General features: G+C 59.3%; 14 protein-coding genes. 12 read left to right on the top strand and 2 right to left on the bottom strand.

What is annotated here, in order from left to right:
• Window position 1: 1 nt before the first annotated feature.
• Window positions 2–1,396 (bottom strand): PhoH family protein, encoded by a 1,395-nt coding sequence (locus A8O26_RS13090; RefSeq protein ID WP_064118404.1) that lies wholly within the window; start codon window positions 1,394–1,396, stop codon window positions 2–4.
• 338 nt (window positions 1,397–1,734) lie between these two features.
• Window positions 1,735–2,859 carry a polysaccharide deacetylase family protein gene (locus A8O26_RS13085; RefSeq protein WP_064118403.1) on the bottom strand — a complete coding sequence of 375 codons (1,125 nt, stop codon included), beginning with the start codon at window positions 2,857–2,859 and terminating at the stop codon, window positions 1,735–1,737.
• 265 nt (window positions 2,860–3,124) lie between these two features.
• Here A8O26_RS13085 and yaaA point away from each other — a divergent pair, with 265 nt between their 5' ends.
• The 12 genes from yaaA to A8O26_RS13025 all read left to right on the top strand — a co-directional run bounded on the left by yaaA (window position 3,125) and on the right by A8O26_RS13025 (window position 19,834).
• Entirely contained in the window at window positions 3,125–3,904 is a 780-nt protein-coding gene (yaaA, locus tag A8O26_RS13080; RefSeq protein WP_064118402.1) for a peroxide stress protein YaaA, read from the top strand.
• Between the two features lie 809 nt (window positions 3,905–4,713).
• On the top strand, window positions 4,714–6,030 hold the full coding sequence (locus tag A8O26_RS13075) for a nucleotide sugar dehydrogenase (protein WP_064118401.1): 1,317 nt from the start codon (window positions 4,714–4,716) through the stop codon (window positions 6,028–6,030).
• A gap of 98 nt (window positions 6,031–6,128) precedes the next feature.
• Entirely contained in the window at window positions 6,129–7,610 is a 1,482-nt protein-coding gene (gene alg8, locus A8O26_RS13070; RefSeq protein WP_172828158.1) for a mannuronan synthase, read from the top strand.
• Window positions 7,611–7,645: 35 nt separating this feature from the next.
• Window positions 7,646–8,815, top strand: a complete 1,170-nt coding sequence (locus tag A8O26_RS13065; protein ID WP_064118399.1) for an alginate biosynthesis protein Alg44 — start codon at window positions 7,646–7,648, stop codon at window positions 8,813–8,815.
• A gap of 9 nt (window positions 8,816–8,824) precedes the next feature.
• The gene (gene algK, locus A8O26_RS13060) at window positions 8,825–10,336 is read left to right on the top strand and encodes an alginate biosynthesis TPR repeat lipoprotein AlgK (protein ID WP_437339882.1); all 1,512 of its coding nucleotides are present in this window, start codon (window positions 8,825–8,827) and stop codon (window positions 10,334–10,336) included.
• On the top strand, window positions 10,333–11,814 hold the full coding sequence (locus A8O26_RS13055) for an alginate export family protein (RefSeq protein WP_064118397.1): 1,482 nt from the start codon (window positions 10,333–10,335) through the stop codon (window positions 11,812–11,814). Before algK ends, A8O26_RS13055 begins: the two co-directional genes overlap by 4 nt.
• A 26-nt stretch (window positions 11,815–11,840) precedes the next feature.
• Window positions 11,841–13,427: a mannuronan 5-epimerase AlgG gene (gene algG / locus A8O26_RS13050; protein ID WP_064118433.1), complete on the top strand. Its 1,587-nt coding sequence runs from the start codon at window positions 11,841–11,843 to the stop codon at window positions 13,425–13,427.
• A gap of 10 nt (window positions 13,428–13,437) precedes the next feature.
• Window positions 13,438–14,898: an alginate O-acetyltransferase gene (locus A8O26_RS13045; RefSeq protein ID WP_064118396.1), complete on the top strand. Its 1,461-nt coding sequence runs from the start codon at window positions 13,438–13,440 to the stop codon at window positions 14,896–14,898.
• Window positions 14,899–14,906: 8 nt separating this feature from the next.
• On the top strand, window positions 14,907–16,031 hold the full coding sequence (locus A8O26_RS13040) for a mannuronate-specific alginate lyase (RefSeq protein WP_064118395.1): 1,125 nt from the start codon (window positions 14,907–14,909) through the stop codon (window positions 16,029–16,031).
• Between the two features lie 380 nt (window positions 16,032–16,411).
• Window positions 16,412–17,977 (top strand): MBOAT family O-acyltransferase, encoded by a 1,566-nt coding sequence (locus tag A8O26_RS13035; protein ID WP_064118394.1) that lies wholly within the window; start codon window positions 16,412–16,414, stop codon window positions 17,975–17,977.
• Window positions 17,978–17,987: 10 nt separating this feature from the next.
• On the top strand, window positions 17,988–19,163 hold the full coding sequence (locus A8O26_RS13030; protein ID WP_064118393.1) for an alginate O-acetyltransferase: 1,176 nt from the start codon (window positions 17,988–17,990) through the stop codon (window positions 19,161–19,163).
• Window positions 19,164–19,177: 14 nt separating this feature from the next.
• Window positions 19,178–19,834 carry an alginate O-acetyltransferase AlgF gene (locus tag A8O26_RS13025; protein WP_003221835.1) on the top strand — a complete coding sequence of 219 codons (657 nt, stop codon included), beginning with the start codon at window positions 19,178–19,180 and terminating at the stop codon, window positions 19,832–19,834.
• The last annotated feature ends 184 nt before the right edge of the window (window positions 19,835–20,018 follow it).

Raw genomic sequence — 20,018 nt, 5'->3', positions numbered from 1 at the left:
GTTACAAATGCGTTTCGGCGTATTCAGCCAGGATCGAGCGAGGCACCCCTTGCAGGGTGATGTGCACACCGTTAGGGAAATCCTTGAAGCGTTCGGTCAAGTAGGTCAGCCCGGAACTGGTCGCGGACAGGTAAGGGGTGTCGATCTGTGCGAGGTTGCCCAGGCACACCACTTTGGAACCGGCGCCGGCACGGGTGATGATGGTTTTCATCTGGTGCGGCGTGAGGTTCTGGCATTCGTCGATCAGGATCAGGCTCTGCTGGAAGCTGCGACCGCGAATGTAGTTGAGCGATTTGAACTGCAACGGCACTTTGCTGAGGATGTAATCGACGCTGCCATGGGTGTTTTCATCATCCATGTGCAAGGCTTCGAGGTTGTCGGTGATGGCGCCCAGCCAAGGCTCCATTTTTTCCGCTTCGGTGCCGGGCAGGAAACCGATCTCCTGGTCCAGCCCCTGCACACTGCGGGTGGCGATGATGCGCCGATAACGTTTGCTGACCATGGTCTGCTCGATCGCCGCAGCCAGCGCCAGAATGGTTTTGCCGGAACCGGCCGCACCCGACAGGTTGACCAGATGAATGTCCGGATCCAGCAGCGCATACAGCGCCAGACTCTGATAGATATCGCGCGGCTTGAGCCCCCAGGCTTCTTGATGCAGCAGCGGCTCCTGATGCAGGTCGAGAATCAGCAGGCGGTCTTCTTCAATCTCCTTGATCCAGCCGACGAAGCCCTGTTCATCAATGATGAATTCGTTGATGTGCACCGCCGGCAGGTTGTCGATCAGTTGCACCTGGTGCCAGGTGCGGCCGTGATCCTGACGGGTTTCGACCTTGCTCACGCGGTCCCAGAAGGAGCCGGTCATATTGTGGTAGCCGTTGGGCAACAGGGACACGTCGTCGACCAGTTGGTCGGTGCTGTAATCCTCGGCATCGATCCCGCAGGCGCGCGCCTTGAGGCGCATGTTGATGTCTTTGGTGACCAGCACCACCGATTTTTTCGGGTCGCGGGTGTGCAGGTCGATCAGTTGGTTGATGATTTTGTTGTCGTTCAGATGCTCGGGCAGAATCAGGTTCGATTCAGCCTGCTTGCTCATCAGAATTGACAGCAAGCCCTTCGGCCCGCCCTTGCCGCGCTGGATCGGCACACCCAGTTCGACGTCTTCCGGGGACGCATCGCCCAGGGTCTTGTCGATCAGCCGGATGGCCTGACGGCATTCAGCGGCCACGCTGTGATGCCCGCTCTTGAGCTTGTCCAGCTCTTCAAGCACGGTCATCGGGATCGCGACGTGGTGTTCTTCGAAATTCAGCAGGGCGTTTGGATCGTGAATCAATACGTTGGTATCGAGTACATACAGGATTGGCTGGTTGGAGGAAGGGCTACGTCCGTGATCATCCATACTCGGTCACCTATGTCAGAGCCAGTAGACGCAATACCTTGGCGGTGCTGCGCCTCGAAGTGACTGCCGAAATCTCACCTGCGGAGATTCAAGTGACTGCAAAACAAACGGGTCTTGGAAGACGCCACCTGTGTTGCAGGTTTCGGCGGTCTGTCTTCGTAATACTCCAAAACCCATGACATAAAAAAGCACTTTGACGGTTTTTTTAAGTTTATTTTGCAAAGTGACGAATAGCCCTTGGCGGACTCCCGCGACACCGTTAGAGTCGGAAGTCCACCTGCAGCAAATTCCTTGAAAAATTCACCCCAAGCCCAATGTTTCCGGGCTTTTTGCGTTTCTCAGCGAAACGCGTCCTGACAGTCTTCCCAACCGATGCCGCTCTGCGCGGTTTGCGTGATCAGCCACGGTAACGAGGTCTTCACCGCATCCTGTTTCATGTTGAAATTGATCACCCCGTGCCGCCACAGCAGCATCAGCGTCAACACCCGCTGCGCACTCGGGTTGCCTTTGAGTTTGCCGGCGCCGTCCTGGGCATCGATGTCCCACAGCGCAACTTGCAGGCCCTGAGTGTTGAAGAAACCTTGTGCATCGCTGCGACGCTGCCCTTCCGGTGGGCGGAACAGCGGCGCGTAATTTTCCGGCAACTTGTTCTTCACCAGATCGGCACTGCGCCGCACCGAATCCTGCCAATCCTGCCAGTGGCTGTGCGAGCGGAACTCCCAGCCCTGCACGCCCACGCACTGTTTCGAGAACCCGGCTTGCAGGCTACTGACCGAACGATCGGCCAGCCGCGCCTGAATATCCTTGCCCAACACAAAGAACGTGCCGCTCAGATTCGCCTTGCGCAGGTATTCGGTGAGCCAGCCGGTGTTGTCCGGTTGCAGGTTCGCGGCGCTGTCGAAGGTCAGCAGAAACAGCCGGTCGTGCATCTCGTCGCCGTTGCGCTCGTAGTCACCGAAACGATCGAATTCGTTGCTGGTCTGCGGCGACAGCGCAGCCTTGCGCATCAGTTCGTCGAGATACTGCACATGGAAGATCCGGCTCGGCTCGGCCCACTTGGTGTAATAACTGTCGTCGCTGACCACAAACTTGGCGGCTTGCTCACGCAATGTCGGCAGGTCTTCGACGAGGAAGCAGAACGACGCATCCTGATCGCAGCTCTGCTGGGCATAGTTGTAGTTGGCCAACAGGCGCTGCCAGAGGCGCTGGCGCAGGCCATTGATCGCGTCGATATTGACCGTGCGCAAGCCCAGACGCTGGGCCAGGGCGGCTTCGTCCATCGACTCGGAGCCCAGCAGAACACGGGCGAACATGAGGATTTCCGCGCGTGAGGCCACGTCAAACAAGGTCGGGTTGCTGAGCTGCTCCGGCCAGGTGCTGCGATCCAGCGTCGCCACATCGCCGGGCGCCGCCACGGCACCAAAGCTCAACAGCCACGCGGTGAATAAAAGAACAATGCGCAAAGGGGTGTCTCCATAACAAAACCCGCGCGGCACTATAGCTGATCCTGCCCCATTTCCCGCAGCAACACATATCCCCTGTGGGAGCGAGCCTGCTCGCGAATGCGGTGTATCAGTCGATATTTATAGTGAGTCTGAATCCGCTTTCGCGAGCAGGCTCGCTCCCACAGGGGTTTGAGGTGAGCCGTCGATCACCTATGGGCTTGATAGCTGGAGTCAACACCGACAACCCCCTAGAATCGCCCCCACGATTAAAGGAGACGACTTCATGCTGATGGTGATTTCCCCCGCCAAGACCCTCGATTACGAAACACCGCCGGCGACCCAGCGCTTCACCCAGCCGCAATACCTCGACCACTCGCAGGAGCTGATCCAGCAACTGCGCGACCTGACGCCGGCGCAGATCAGCGAGTTGATGCACGTGTCCGACAAGATCGGCGGCCTCAACGCCGCGCGTTTCGGCAGCTGGACGCCAGCGTTCACTCCGGAAAACGCCAAGCAGGCGCTGCTCGCGTTCAAGGGTGACGTGTATACCGGTCTCGACGCGCAATCCTTCAGCGAAGCCAATTTCGACTACGCGCAGAAACACCTGCGCATGCTCTCCGGCCTGTATGGCTTGCTGCGCCCGCTCGACCTGATGCAGCCGTATCGCCTGGAAATGGGCACCAAACTGGCCAACGCCCGTGGCAAAGACCTTTATGCCTTCTGGGGCACGCGTATCAGCGAATGGCTGAACGAAGCGCTGGCCGATCAAGGCGATGACGTGTTGCTCAATCTGGCGTCCAACGAGTACTTTTCGGCAGTCAAACGCACAGCCCTGAACGCGCGGATCATCAATACCGAGTTCAAGGATCAGAAGAACGGTCAGTACAAGATCATCAGTTTCTACGCGAAGAAGGCCCGTGGTCTAATGAGCCGTTTCGTGATCCAGGAAAAAATCAACGATCCGGCCCTGCTCAAGCAGTTCGATGTGCAGGGTTATCGCTACAGCGCTGAGCAATCGAAACCGGACAATCTGGTGTTTTTGCGCGACCACGCCCCCGAATAAAGCATGCCCAATGCACGACTCTTTCTATAAAGAGTCGTGCAGCTCGCACGATGTCAAAAAACCCTCGCCACATTTCGCCATTTTACTGGCGCCAGAAAAACCATCCTGTCTTTTCTAAGATTAGTTTCACTCGACACTGATCATTTTTTTCAGTAGTGGCACCTGATTTTTTTCACCGTAGTGGCACAAAACTATCTAACGTGATTTTCCGCCTGTTATTAAAGGTCGAAAACGAAAGTGCTATCAAATTGAGACTAGTGCCATCTCTGACAATATTTCAAGAAATTTCAGTTTTCACGATGAGCGGGCAGGAACTTCGTTCGAATGCATAGCTCATACCACCGGTAACGATTCTCGCCGAGTTTGTACGAGATAACTTACGCAGAGCAGATAGCCATGTAACCAAGTTGTCACAGCAACTTGCCTAGATGACTAACTAGTCTCAAAACAACCGATGGACAGGAGATACGCACCATTAATATCCCCTACAAAGGCCATGGCCGCGCCCTTATAAACGTGCTCGCCTGAGCACCCAACCGCTTGATTCACGGGCTTCCCGCCTGACATCAAGCGCGCAAGACCACTGCACAAGAGTCTTCCCGAGAGAAGATTCGCTGCATAACAGGGCAAGTCATAACTACAAGGCCTAGTTGCGCACATCTTGAGTGCACTTATTTAGACACTCGAAACTTAGTATGCCTGCACACGGCATTGTGGCGCCTGTAAGCCGCACTTTCGAGTGCACTAGTGACCGCTGAACACCATTAACTCCGGCCCTCTAAGGCCTGATATATACAGAGGTAATTGCGATGCGCATCAGCATATTTGGTTTGGGTTACGTTGGCGCAGTATGTGCCGGTTGCCTGTCTGCACGGGGCCATGACGTGGTTGGCGTCGATGTTGCCAAAGACAAGATCGACATGATCAACGCCGGCAAATCGCCGATTGTTGAACCGGGCCTGGGCGAACTTCTGCAACAGGGTATCCAGACCGGTCGTTTGCGCGGCACGACCAACTTCGCCGAGGCGATTCGCGACACCGACCTGTCGATGATCTGCGTCGGCACGCCGAGCAAAAAGAACGGCGACCTCGAACTGAACTACATCGAAGCGGTGTGCCGCGAGATCGGTTTTGTTTTGCGTGAAAAATCCACCCGCCACACCATCGTCGTGCGCAGCACCGTGTTGCCAGGCACCGTCGCCAACGTGGTGATCCCGATTCTCGAAGACTGCTCGGGCAAGAAGGCCGGTGTCGACTTCGGTGTCGCGGTCAACCCTGAGTTCCTGCGTGAATCCACCGCCATCGCCGACTACGACCTGCCACCGATGACCGTCATCGGCGAGTTCGACAAAGCTTCCGGCGACGTTCTGCAATCGCTGTACGAAGAACTCGACGCCCCGATCATCCGCAAGGACATCGCCGTTGCCGAGATGATCAAGTACACCTGCAACGTCTGGCACGCAACCAAAGTGACCTTCGCCAACGAGATCGGCAACATCGCCAAAGCGGTCGGCGTCGATGGCCGTGAAGTGATGGAAGTGGTTTGCCAGGACAAGACCCTCAACCTGTCCCAGTACTACATGCGCCCGGGCTTCGCCTTCGGCGGTTCGTGCCTGCCAAAGGACGTGCGCGCCCTGACCTACCGCGCAGGCTCCCTGGACGTCGAAGCGCCGCTGCTCAACTCGCTGATGCGCAGTAACGAATCGCAAGTGCAGAACGCTTTCGACATCGTGGAAAGCCACGACAAACGCAAAGTCGCCCTGCTCGGTCTGAGCTTCAAGGCCGGCACCGACGACCTGCGCGAAAGCCCGCTGGTGGAACTGGCCGAGATGCTGATCGGCAAGGGTTACGACCTGAGCATCTACGACAGCAACGTCGAGTACGCCCGTGTTCACGGTGCGAACAAGGACTACATCGAGTCGAAAATCCCCCACGTGTCGTCCCTGCTCAACGCGGACTTCGACTCGGTGATCGACAACTCCGACGTGATCATCCTTGGCAACCGCGACGAGAAATTCCGTTCGCTGGCTCAGCAAGCACCACACGGCAAACAAGTCATCGACCTGGTCGGCTTCATGGCCAAACCCACCGACGCCGGTACTCGCACCGAAGGTATCTGCTGGTAAAGCAGCCCTAAGCGACAAGCCTCGAGCTGCCAGCCAAAGCGTTTCGCTTGCAGCTCGAAGCTTGCGGCTTGAAGCCTTCTCACCTTCGGATGACGTTGATGACCAAGCTCAAACATTTTTTTCTGCAATCAGCCGGCTGGCTTTTTTATCTCAGTCTGCTGATGGGCCTGGCCTTGATGCTGCCCACGTCCACATTCGACTCCGAGTCGAAGGACTTCATTTTCCTGATTGGCGCCGTGGGTATCTGGCGCTACTCGATGGGTGCAACGCACTTTGTGCGCGGCATGATTTTCCTCTACATCGTTTACCCGCACCTGCGCCGCAAAGTGCGCAAGCTGGGTAAAGCGGCGGACCCGTCGCATGTGTTCCTGATGGTCACCAGTTTCCGTATCGACGCGCTGACCACAGCGCAGGTCTACAGCTCGGTGATCCGTGAAGCCATCGACTGCGAACTGCCGACCACCGTGGTCTGCTCGATCGTGGAAATGTCCGACGAACTGCTGGTCAAGGCGCTGTGGGCGCGGATGAATCCGCCAGAGCGTGTGAAGCTCGACTTCGTACGGATTCCCGGCACCGGCAAACGTGATGGCCTGGCCTATGGTTTCCGCGCGATCTCCCGTCATCTGCCGGACGACCGCGCAGTCGTCGCCGTGATCGATGGCGACACCGTGCTCGGCGAAGGCACTGTGCGCAAGACCGTGCCGTGGTTTCAGTTGTTCGGCAACGTCGGCGGCCTGACCACCAACGAGTTCTGCGAAGTGCGCGGCGGCTACATCATGAGCGAATGGCACAAGCTGCGTTTCGCCCAGCGCCACATCAACATGTGCTCGATGGCCCTGTCCAAACGCGTGCTGACCATGACCGGGCGCATGTCGGTGTTCCGCGCCACCGTGGTGACCAACCCGGAATTCATCGCCGACGTTGAAAGCGACTCGCTGCAACACTGGCGTCTGGGCCGTTTCAAGTTTTTGACCGGCGACGACAAGTCGAGCTGGTTCAGCCTGATGCGCCTCGGCTACGACACTTTCTACGTGCCTGACGCGGCGATCAACACCGTTGAACACCCGCCGGAAAAGAGCTTCATCAAGGCCAGCCGCAAACTGATGTTCCGCTGGTACGGCAACAACCTGCGCCAGAACTCGCGAGCGCTGGGCCTGGGTGTGAAACGCCTCGGTGCCTTCACCTCGGTGGTGCTGTTCGACCAACGCGTATCGATGTGGACGTCCTTGCTCGGCCTGACCGTGGCGATCATCGCCAGCTTCAAATACGGCACCGCGTTCATTCTCGTGTACCTGCTGTGGATCGGCATCACCCGCCTGATCCTGACCTTGCTGTTGTCGTGCTCCGGTCACCGCATCGGCCCGGCTTACCCAGCGATTCTTTATTACAACCAGATCGTCGGCGCGATGGTGAAGATCTACGTGTTCTTCCGCCTCGACCAACAATCCTGGACGCGCCAACCCACATCCCTGACCCGTGATCTCGCCAGCTTTCAACGTTGGTTCAACACCTGGTCGTCTCGGACCATGACCTTCTCCGCCGGCAGCATTTTCGTCGCCGTGCTGCTGATGATGGTCTGACCCGCCCCTATTGAATTAACAAGGAAATCGCCCCTATGAATACCGCCGTCAACGCCAACGTAGTGCATGAATCCGAAGCCCAGCGCCAACACGCCCGCGTGAAAATCCCGGCCAAACTGCGCTTCTTCGGTCCTGACCGGACGCCGGTCGAAGCGCGGGTGCTCGACCTGTCCGCCGGTGGTCTGGCGTTCAACGCCGGGCAACTGCCGCTGACCATCGGCGAGGTGTACAAGGCGCGCCTGCAATTTGTCATCGACAACCTTGGCCTGGCGATGGACGTTGAACTGCAAGTGCGTTCCTACGACCGCCAGACCGGCCGCGTCGGTTGCCAGTTCCAGAACCTCGAGCAGCAGGACATTTCCACCCTGCGCCACCTGATCACTTCGCACCTGGCTGGCGACATCGTCAGCATCGGCGAAGTGCTGGCGACCTTGCAGCGCGACAACTTCACCAAGGCGCGCAAGGTCAAGGACGGTGGCTCCGGCATGACCCCGTTCGGTCGCTTGAAAGCGGTGACCTTCAGCGCCGGTATCTTCGCGGTCGGTCTGGTTGCAGCGGGTTTCATTTTCAAATCGGTGTACGGCATGTACTTCGTCAGCCACGCGCAGGCTGGCCTCGTCAGCGTGCCGGGGATGAACATCACCATGCCGCGCGACGGCACCGTGCAGAGCCTGGTCAAGTCCGATGGCGTCGCCGCCAAAGGCGCGCCGCTGGCGACCTTCAGCACCAGCATGCTCGACGTGCTCAAGGGCCATCTGGACGAAGACCAACTGGCCCCGGCCAAGGTTGAAGAACTGTTCGGCAAGCAAATGACCGGCACGCTGACTTCGCCGTGCAATTGCACCGTGGCCCAGCAACTGGTGGCTGACGGTCAGTACGCCAGCAAGGGCGATGTGATCTTCCAGTTGGTACCGCGCAACACCCAGGCCAACGTTGATGCGCGCTTCTCCTATCGCCAGTTCGGCGACGTGCGTCCGGGTACGTCAGTGAGCTTCCAGATCGCCGGCGAAGACAAGACCCGCACCGGCAAGATCGTCAGCAGCACCAGCCTGAAAAGCGCCGACCTGTCCTCCGACATCCGCGTACAGATCCAGCCTGACGAGCCGCTCGACAGCAGCCTCGCCGGCCGCCCGGTGGAAGTGAACAGCGACCGTGGCCCGAACCTGAACTGGCTGATCGACAAAGCCATGGCTGCCGGTCTTTAAGTCGAGGACATGCCTGTGACTACTCCACCCATCTCAAGCACACCACAAACCCTGTGGGAGCGAGCTTGCTCGCGAATGCATTCTGACATTCAGCCTCAGTGCCGACTGACACACCGCTTTCGCGAGCAAGCTCGCTCCCACATGGGTTCAGTGTGCGCCTTGGCATTGGCGGTGAGCCTGGCCGGTTGCGCCGGCCTGCCCGATCAGCGTCTGGCCAACGAAGCGCTCAAGCGTGGCGACACCGCCACTGCTGCGCAGAACTATCAGCAACTGGCTGATCTGGGTTACAGCGAGGCACAAGTCGGCCTCGCCGATATCCAGGTCGACAGCCGTGACCCTGAGCAAATGAAACAGGCCGAAGCGACTTACCGTGCCGCCGCCAGTGTTTCGCCGCGTGCTCAGGCGCGTCTCGGTCGCTTGCTGGTGGCCAAACCGGGTTCCACCGAAGCCGAGCACCACGAAGCCGAAAGCCTGCTGAAAAAAGCCGCCGCCAATGGCGAAGGCAACACGTTGATCCCGCTGGCGATGCTCTATCTGCAATACCCGCACAGCTTCCCGAACATCAACGCACAGCAGCAGATCGATCAATGGCGCAAATCCGGTTATCCGGAAGCGGGTCTGGCCCAAGTGCTGCTCTATCGCACCCAAGGCACCTACGACCAGCACCTGGATGACGTGGAAAAAATCTGCAAGGCCGCGCTCAACACCACCGACATTTGCTACGTCGAACTGGCCACCGTTTATCAGAAACGCGCTCAGCCTGAGCAACAAGCCGAGCTGATCAAGCAGATGCAGGCCGGTTACAGCCGTGGCACCGTCACCGCTCAGCGCGTCGATTCGGTGGCCCGTGTATTGGCCGATTCGACCCTGGGCAAGCCCGACGAAAAAACCGCGCAGTCGCTGCTTGAGCCGATCGCGCCAGGTTACCCGGCGTCGTGGGTGACCCTCGCGCAATTGCTCTACGACTACCCCGAACTGGGCGACGTCGACCAGATGATGAAGTACCTCGACAACGGCCGCGCCGCCGACCAGCCGCGCGCCGAGCTGTTGCTGGGCAAGCTCTACTACGAGGGGAAAATGGTCCCGGCCGACGCCAAAGTCGCCGAAGAACATTTCCAGAAAGCCGTTGGCCGTGAAGTCGCCGCCGACTACTACCTCGGCCAGATCTATCGCCGTGGTTACCTCGGCAAGGTCTATCCACAAAAGGCTCTCGACCACTTGCTGACCGCTGCGCGCAACGGCCAGAACAGCGCCGATTTCGCCATCGCGCAACTGTTCTCCCAAGGCAAAGGCACCAAGCCCGATCCGCTCAACGCCTACGTGTTCAGCCAGTTGGCCAAGGCGCAAAACACCCCGCAAGCCGATGAGCTGGCGACCACTGTCGCCGCGCAATTGCCGCCCGAGCGTCTGGCCGAAGCCCAACGTCTGCTGCAACAGGAGCAAGCCAGCCGTGGCGCTCTGAACCCGAACACGCTGCAACTGCACGCCCTGCAAGAAGAAGACGGCGAGGAAAAATTATGAAGTTGAATCCATTCGTGAAGGCCGGTATTGGCCTCACTTTCGCGCTGATCTGGTCTTGCCCGACACTGGCCGCGATGACTGAAACCAAGAACTTCGGCCTCGAAGTGAAAGTCACCGGCCAGTCCGAAGACGACCGCGACCTCGGTACCGCCAGCGGCGGCGACGTCAACGGCGTCGGCCTCGACCTGCGTCCGTGGATCTACGGCGAAAGCGGCGCGTGGAGCGCCTACGCCATGGGCCAGGCCGTGACCTCGACCGACATCATCGAAACCGACACCCTGCAACAATCCGACGGTGAACAAGCCACCGACAACGGCGATCGCAAAACCAAGAAAAACTACCTGGCGATGCGCGAGTTCTGGGTCGGCTACAGCGGCCTCACCCCGTATCCGGGCGAGATGCTCAAGTTCGGTCGCCAGCGCCTGCGCAATGACGATGGCCAATGGCGCGACACCAACATCGAAGCGCTGAACTGGACCTTCGACACCACCCTGTTGCGTGCCAACGCTGGTGTCGCCGAACGCTTCAGCGAGTACCGCACCGACTTGAAAGAGCTGGCGCCGAAAGACAAGGATCGCCTGCACGCCTACGCCGATGCCGCATACCAGTGGACGCCGGGCCAGTGGGTCGGCATTCGCGGTCACCACACCCACGATGACGGCAAACTCGATTACGCCGAGCCGGGTGTACCACGCGACTCGCTGGATAAAACCCAGAACGGCGACATCAGCTGGCTCGGCCTCACCGCCGACAGCGACGCCTACAACTGGCGCAACACCAACACCGTCAACTACTGGGGCAGCATCACCGGCATGAGCGGCGACCGTGACACGGTCAACGCGCTGAACGCTGATGGTTCGCGCCCGGCACAAGCCAAGCGTAGCGATGACGTCAATGGCTGGGCCACGGACATCGGTGTGCGCCTGCGCCTTGATCCGCAATGGCAAGTCGGCGGTGCGTATGCCCGCGCCAGCGCCGATTACGAGCAGAACGGTCTGGAAAGCAACCGCTCCAACTACACCGGTACGCGCTCGCGGGTGCACCGTTTCGGCGAAGCGTTCCGTGGCGAAATGAACAACATGCAAACCGCGACATTGTTCGGTTCGTGGATGGTCAACGACGAGTACGACGCCAGCCTGATCTACCACAAGTTCTGGCGTGTCGACGGCAACAAGCCGGTGGGCAGCAACGGCATCAACGCGGTGGAAAACAACACCGACGACGCCACCGGCGCCATTCTCTCCAGCACCTCGCTGCCGCTTGAAGACGGCAACAAGGACCTGGGTCAGGAGATGGACCTGGTCGTCACCAAGTACTTCAAGCAAGGCCTGTTGCCGGCGGCGTTGAGCCAGTCGATCGACGAGCCTTCGGCCCTCGTGCGTTTCCGTGGCGGTGTGTTCAAACCGGGCGATGCCTACGGCAAGCAGGTTGATTCGTACATGCACCGCGCGTTCATCGACGTGATCTGGCGCTTCTGATGCAAACCGCCAAGGGAGTGCCCGACATGATCAGCACCAGGACAGGCTCACTCAGCCTGCTGGCCGGCGCGATGCTGCTGGCCAGCGCTGGCGCCTTCGCCAACGTGGAGCCGACGGCGCCACAACCGGCCAAGCCGGCCACCGTGGCCAAAGAACTACAACAAGCCAAGACCTACACCGTCAGCAGCGCGCCGACCGAAGCGCTGAATCTGGCCGCGCCGAAACTGCCGGACATTTCCGGCTACACCGCCGAAGCCGCTGCGGCGAAAATCGTCCGCAGCAAACCGGGCAAGATCAGCGTGCGCCGGATGATGCAGGAAGACGCGCTGAAGGACTTCATCGGCGGCGACAACAAGATGGCCGAATGGGTGGTGCGTCAGCACGGCATTCCGCAGGCAATCTTCGTCGACGACGGTTACATGAACCTCAAGGATCTTGCGCAGAAACTGCCCAAGCAGTATTTCAGCGAGACCTCGCCGGGCGTGTACTTGTCGAAGCTGCCGATCGTCGTTGGCCGTAAAGGCATCCTCGAAATCGATGGCCAGACCCAGGAACTGCGCCTGTCGCAAGAAGCCGGTGCGTTCATGGTCAACGACGGTCAGTTGTTCGTGCGTGACACCAAAGTCACCGGCTGGCGCGAAAAGGAAAACGGCCCGGCGACCTTCCGTTCGCCGAAGGAATTCCGTCCGTTCCTGCTCGCCTGGGGCGGCACCGAGACCTACATCGTCAACAGCAAGATGGCCAGTTTCGGTTACGCCAACAGTAAGTCGTACGGCGTGAGTATTTCCCAGTACACGCCGAACATGGCCAAGGTGCTCAAGCGCCCTGAACCGACCGGCTGGATCGTCGGCTCCGAGTTCTCGGACATGTGGTACGGCTTCTACTGCTACGAGACCCGCGACTTCGTGGTCAAGGGCAACACCTACAAAGACAACATCGTTTACGGCATCGACCCGCACGACCGTTCCCACGGCCTGATCATTGCCGAGAACACTGTGCACGGCACCAAGAAGAAGCACGGGATCATTATTTCCCGTGAGGTCAACGACAGCTTCATCTTCAACAACAAGAGCTTCGACAACCACCTCTCGGGCCTGGTGATCGACCGAAACAGCGTCAACAACATCATTGCCTACAACGAGATCTACAAGAACCACACCGACGGCATCACCCTCTACGAGTCCGCCGATAACCTGCTGTGGGGCAACAAGGTCATCAGCAACAAGCGCCACGGCATTCGCATTCGTAACAGCGTGAACATCCGCCTCTACGAAAACGTCGCCATGGCCAACGGTTTGACCGGCGTCTACGGCCACATCAAGGACCTCACCGACACCGACCGTGACATCAAGCTCGACCCGTTCGATGCGCAGGTGTCGCTGATCGTCGTTGGCGGTGAGCTGGCAGCCAACGGCAGCGGCCCGCTGTCGATCGATTCACCGTTGAGTGTCGAGCTGTATCGCGTGTCGATGCTGGCGCCGACCAAATCCAGCGGCATCAGCTTCAACGGCATCCTCGGCGAGCGCCAGGATGAAATTCTCGACCTGCTGGTACGCCAGCAGAAAGCCGTGCTGATCGACCCTGTCGAACGCCAGACCGAAATGCAGGACTGAGGATAATTTTATGCACCCACACTTGATCAAATTACTCAGCCTGTCGGCCCTGACCGTGGGCATTCTCGCGGCCAGCAACGGCGCCCGCGCCGATGAAGGTGCCACCGCGACGCCGCCGAAGTTCAGCGCCGAACCGTGCTGCAACCTGTGCCCGGCTGCCCATGACGCGAAGAACTACACCACGCGTTATCAGCAGAACTTCACCACCCTGGTGCAGGCGCAAGGCGACTGGCTGTTCCGGACTCAGGAAGATTTGCGCACCGAGTTCGACACCACCCCGGCCGGCTACAAACGCCTGCAACAACTGCACGACGCGTTCAAAGCCAAAGGCGTTGAGCTGGTGATCGTCTACCAGCCGACCCGTGGCCTGGTGAACCGCAACAAGCTCAACCCGCAGGAAAAAGCCGCGTTCGATTACGAGAAAGCGCTGGGCAACTACAAGACCATGCTCGGCCGTTTCGCCAAGATGGGTTACGTGGTGCCGGACCTGTCGCCGCTGACCAACGAATCGCTGCCGGACACCCTGCCCGCCCACGATTTCTACTTCCGCGGCGACCAGCACTGGACGCCATACGGTGCACAGCGCACGGCGAAAATCGTCGCCGAGAAGGTCAAGCAGATCCCGGCCTTCGCCGACGTGCCCAAGCGCGAATTCGAAACCAAGCGCTCCGGGCGCATGGGCAAGACCGGCACCCTGCACAACATGGCCGGGCAACTCTGTGGCACCAGTTACGCGATCCAGTACATGGATCAGTTCACCACCGAGCCTAAGGGCGAGGCCGGTGACGGCGACCTGTTCGGTGATTCCGGCAATCCGCAAATTACCCTCGTCGGTACGTCGCACAGCGGCAAGAACTACAACTTCGCCGGCTTCCTCGAAGAAGCCATCGGCGCCGACATTCTCAACGTCGCCTTCCCGGGCGGCGGTCTGGAAGGTTCGATGTTGCAGTACCTCGGCAGCGACGAATTCCAGAAGACTCCGCCGAAAATTCTCATCTGGGAATTCTCGCCGCTGTACCGCCTCGACCAGGAAACCATCTATCGCCAGATGATGTCTCTTCTCGACAACGGCTGCGAAGGCAAAGACGCGCAAATGTCCGCGAGCACCACGCTCAAGCCGGGCGGCAAACAAGAACTGCTGGTCAACAGCAAGAACCTGAACCTGCAGAACAGCAGCCATCAGGTCGACATCCGCTTCGCCGACCCTTCGGTGAAAACCCTGCAAGCCACCCTCTGGTACATGAACGGTCGCCACGAGAACATCAAGATCGAGAAACCGGAAACCTCCGACACCGACGGTCGTTTCGCCTTTGAGCTGCGCACGGACGAAGACTGGGCCTCGCAAAACCTGCTGGCGGTCGAAGTCCAGGGCCCGGAAGCGGGCACCGCGCCACAAAAAGTCGAAGCGAAAATCTGCAAACGCAACGTATTCCCGGGCGCTGGGCCACAAACCGCTCAGGTCGGGCAATGAGGTCTGCTATGCGAAACTCGAAACTGAAAACTCTTTTAGCGCCGACGCTGCTCGGGCTGGCGATCTTCGCCGGCACCGCGCAGGCCGCCGCGCCACTGCGTCCGCCACAGGGCTATTTTGCGCCTGTGGATAAATTCAAGACCGGTGACAACAGCGAAGGCTGCGATGCAATGCCGGCGCCCTACACCGGGCCGCTGCAATTTCGCAGCAAATACGAAGGCTCGGACAAGGCCCGTTCGACGCTGAACGTACAGTCGGAAAAGGCCTTCCGCGACACCACCAAAGACATCACCACGCTGGAACGCGGCACAGCCAAACGGGTGATGCAGTTCATGCGCGACGGTCGTCCGGAGCAGCTCGATTGCACGCTGAACTGGCTGACCGCGTGGGCCAAGGCCGACGCGTTGATGTCGAAAGACTTCAACCACACCGGCAAGTCGATGCGCAAATGGGCGCTGGGCAGCATGGCCTCTTCGTACATTCGCCTGAAGTTCTCCGACTCGCATCCGCTGGCGCAGCATCAGCAGGAAGCGCAGGTGATCGAAGCGTGGTTCAGCAAAATGGCCGATCAGGTGGTCAGCGACTGGGACAACCTGCCGCTGGAAAAAACCAACAACCACTCGTACTGGGCCGCCTGGTCGGTGATGGCGACCTCGGTCGCGACCAACCGCCGCGACCTGTTTGACTGGGCGGTGAAGGAATACAAGGTCGGCGCCAATCAAGTCGACGCCGACGGTTACCTGCCGAACGAACTCAAGCGCCAGCAACGCGCCCTCGCCTACCACAACTACGCGCTGCCGCCGCTGGCGATGATCGCCAGTTTCGCCCAGGTCAACGGTGTTGATTTGCGTCAGGAAAACAACGGCGCGCTGAAGCGTCTGGGTGATCGGGTGTTGGCGGGGGTGAAAGACCCGGATGAGTTCGAGAAGAAGAACGGCAAAGAGCAGGACATGACCGACTTGAAAGAGGACATGAAATTCGCCTGGCTCGAACCGTTCTGCACGCTCTACACCTGTGCGCCGGATGTCATCGAGAAGAAGCGCGGCATGCAGCCGTTCAAGACTTTCCGGCTGGGTGGCGACCTGACCAAGGTCTATGACCCATCCCATGAAAAGGGCAACAAAGGCTCATAAAGCAAAAGCCCCTCACCCTAACCCTCTCCCAAAGGGAGAGGGGACTGACCGAGGTGGCTGTGCGAGTTACACCGAAATGAAATACCGAGCCGATCTCAGGCTTTGAAGAACAACCGAGATCAGGCTGCAAAGAAATACCGGGTCGATCTCCATTTTTGAAAACCATGGAGATCAGGCTGCAAGGAAATACCGAGTCGATCTCCATATTGGCAGCGCCAGAGATCAGGCTCCCTCTCCCTCCGGGAGAGGGCGGGGGGTGAGGGGAAGATTTCAAGGCCCTGCACAACCCTGACAGAAACACCGTTTCACCCCTCCACTACCACGGGGGGTTTGGGGGGGCTTTGGCCCTTGACTGTTGGTTCAAACATGGAGAGATCGGGATGGTATTTTCATCCAACGTGTTCCTGTTTCTGTTCTTGCCGATCTTTCTCGGCTTGTACTACTTGAGCGGGCAACGCTATCGCAACCTGCTGCTGCTGATCGCCAGCTACGTGTTCTATGCCTGGTGGCGTGTGGACTTCCTCGCGCTGTTCGCCGCCGTTACGCTGTGGAACTACTGGATCGGCCTCAAAGTCGGTGCCGCTGGCGTGCGGACCAAACCGGCGCAGCGCTGGCTGCTGCTCGGTGTCGCAGTCGACCTGTGCATCCTCGGCTACTTCAAGTACGCCAACTTCGGCGTCGACAGCATCAACGCGATGATGACCTCGGTCGGTCTCGAGCCGTTCATCCTCACCCACGTGCTGCTGCCGATCGGGATTTCGTTCTATATCTTCGAGTCGATCAGCTACATCATCGACGTGTATCGCGGCGACACCCCGGCCACGCGCAACCTGATCGACTTCGCCGCATTCGTAGCGATCTTCCCGCACTTGATCGCCGGCCCGGTGTTGCGTTTCCGCGACCTCGCCGACCAGTTCAACAACCGCACGCACACCCTCGACAAATTCTCCGAAGGCTGCACGCGGTTTATGCAGGGTTTCATCAAGAAGGTCTTCATCGCCGACACCCTCGCGGTGGTCGCCGACCATTGCTTCGCCTTGCAAAACCCGACCACGGGTGACGCCTGGCTCGGCGCGCTGGCCTACACCGCGCAGTTGTATTTCGACTTCTCCGGTTACAGCGACATGGCCATCGGTCTGGGCTTGATGATGGGTTTCCGCTTCATGGAAAACTTCAAACAGCCGTACATCAGCCAGTCGATCACCGAGTTCTGGCGTCGCTGGCACATCAGCCTGTCGACGTGGCTGCGTGACTATCTGTACATCACCCTTGGCGGTAACCGTAAAGGCACGCTGATGACCTATCGCAACCTGTTCCTGACCATGCTCCTCGGTGGTCTGTGGCACGGCGCGAACATCACCTACATCGTCTGGGGCGCCTGGCACGGCATGTGGCTGGCGATTGAAAAAGCGCTGGGCCTGAACACCTCGCCGCGCAGCCTCAACCCGATCCGCTGGGCGCTGACCTTCCTGCTGGTGGTGATGGGCTGGGTGATCTTCCGTGCCGAGAACCTGCACGTTGCCGGTCGTATGTACGGTGCGATGTTCAGCTTCGGCGACTGGTCGCTGTCGGAACTCAATCAGGCCAGCCTCACCGGTCTGCAAGTGGCAACTCTGGTTGTGGCGTACGTGACGCTGGCGTTCTTCGGCCTGCGCGATCTGTACACCAATCAACCGCCAGCCAAAACCAAACCTGAAGTCAACGTCGAGGCCAACGGCCCTGCCACCGCGACTCCGGGAATGATCAAGGCAGCCCCTGGCGAAAACCCGGCAAGCATCCATGAGCCTGGCTACACCGTCGGCGTCGAAGCCCAGGTGCAACCAGCCTACTGGAGCGCGGACTGGTCACGCTATGTGATGCGCGGCCTGATCCTGCTGCTGTTCATCGCCTCGATTCTCAAACTTTCGGCGCAAAGCTTCTCGCCGTTCCTTTACTTCCAGTTCTGAGGGATCTGACATGACCCGCTCATTACGCATCTTCTACATCGCCCTGTTCCTGGTGACCCTGTTGGTCCTCGGTGTGTGGTCGGTTCGCAGTTTCTTCGGCTTCAGCACCAACGCCGAGGCGACGGTGCTCAATGGCCGCTGGACCAAGGCGGTGGAAACGCATTACGACGATGAATTCCCGATCAAGCGTCTGGGCACCAACCTCTGGGCCGCGCTGGATTTCAAACTGTTCAACGAAGGTCGTCCGGGCGTGGTGCTCGGCCGCGATCAGTGGTTGTACAGCGATGAGGAATTCAACCCGATCGTCAACGAAGAGCTGAACCTGCAAGGCAACTACGCGCTGGTCGAAGGCGTGCGCCAGACCCTCAAAGCGAAAGGCGTGAAACTGGTGATGGCGATCGTGCCGGCCAAGGTTCGTCTGTACCCGGAGCATCTGGGTGAAGTGAAACCGGCGAGCATCCACGAAAATCTCTATCAGGATTTCCATGCTCGTGTAGCCGCCGACAAGATCCTCGCCCCTGACCTGCTCAAGCCGTTCCAACAGGCCAAGCAAAGCGGTCAGCAAGTGTTCCTGCGCACTGATACGCACTGGACACCTGAGGGCGCCGAGATTGCCGCGAACACCTTGGCGAAAACCATCGCCGACAAGTTCCCGCTCAGCGGCGAGCCGCAGCGCTTCGTCACCACGCCAGCCGAGAAAGTCACGCACAAGGGCGATCTGCGCTTGTTCCTGCCGCTCGACCCGCTGTTCGAAAACCTGATGCCGGCGCAAGAGCCGCTGCAAAAACGCAACACCGTCGCGGCCGGCGATCAGCCTGCCGGTGACGACGCGCTGTTTGCCAGCAATGAAGTGCCGGTCGCGCTGGTCGGCACCAGCTACAGCGCAAACCCTAACTGGAACTTCGTCGGTGCCCTGAAACAAGCGCTGCACAGCGACGTGGTGAGCTACGCCGAAGACGGCCACGGCCCGATCCTGCCAATGCTCAGCTACCTGAAAAGCGATGACTTCAAGAACAGCCCGCCACAGGTGCTGATCTGGGAGTTTCCTGAACGTTATCTGCCTGTGAACAACGAAATCGGCGACGCCGACCCGCAGTGGGTCGCAGAGCTTAAACAAGCCGGCGCGCGCCAACAAAACGTAGCAATCAACACTAAATCCGAGACGCCCGATCGGGCGCAAAACTGAAAGAGAGGTACACCATGACTTTCACGACTACTCCTCGTCGTCTCGCAAAACGCATTGCACTGGTTGCAGGTTTGAGCGTGCTATCGGTTCAGGCTTTCGCTGGTGGTGACGCCGCCCTTTACGGCCCGACCGCACCGAAAGGTTCGACCTTTGTCCGTGTCTATAACGCCAGCAATGCTGAAGTCAGCGCGACTGTCGGCAGCACCAACCTGAGCGATGTTGCACCACTGGCCAGCAGCGACTTCAGCTTCATGCCGGGCGGTGATTACAGCGCCAAGGTCGGCAGCCAGACCCTGCCGGTGAAACTCGCCGGTGACCACTACTACACCCTGGTCAACAACGCTTCCGGCGCGCCGCAACTGATCGAAGAGCCGCCGTTCAAGAACAAGCAGAAATCCCTGGTACGCGTGCAGAACCTCAGCGACAAGCCGCTGACCCTGAAGACCGCCGACGGCAAGACCGACGTGGTGCCGAACGTGGCCGCCAAGGGCCGTGGCGAACGTGAAATCAACCCGGTGAAAGTCAGCCTGGCGCTGTACGAAGGTGACAAGAAAGTCGGCGACGTCAAACCGGTCGCCCTGGAGCGCGGCGAAGCTGCGGTGCTGTACGTCACCGGCAGCGGCAGCAGCCTGTCGCCAGTCTGGGTGAAACGCCCGGTATCGACTCGCTAATCATTTTTCCTGACTGACACATATCCCCTGTGGGAGCGAGCTTGCTCGCGAAAGCGGTCTGACATTCAACAGATGTGTCGACTGATACGCCGCCTTCGCGAGCAAGCTCGCTCCCACAATGAATCGGGTTGTCAGTTCGGGTACGAGACAAAAACAAGAGTGAAACGACACAGCGTTCGTGCCT

The sequence above is a fragment of the Pseudomonas fluorescens genome, from assembly GCF_001648775.1.
GTDB classification, from domain to species: domain Bacteria; phylum Pseudomonadota; class Gammaproteobacteria; order Pseudomonadales; family Pseudomonadaceae; genus Aquipseudomonas; species Aquipseudomonas fluorescens_M.
Note: the sequence above shows the minus strand (reverse complement) of the source record. Positions and strands in the feature narration are given on the sequence as shown.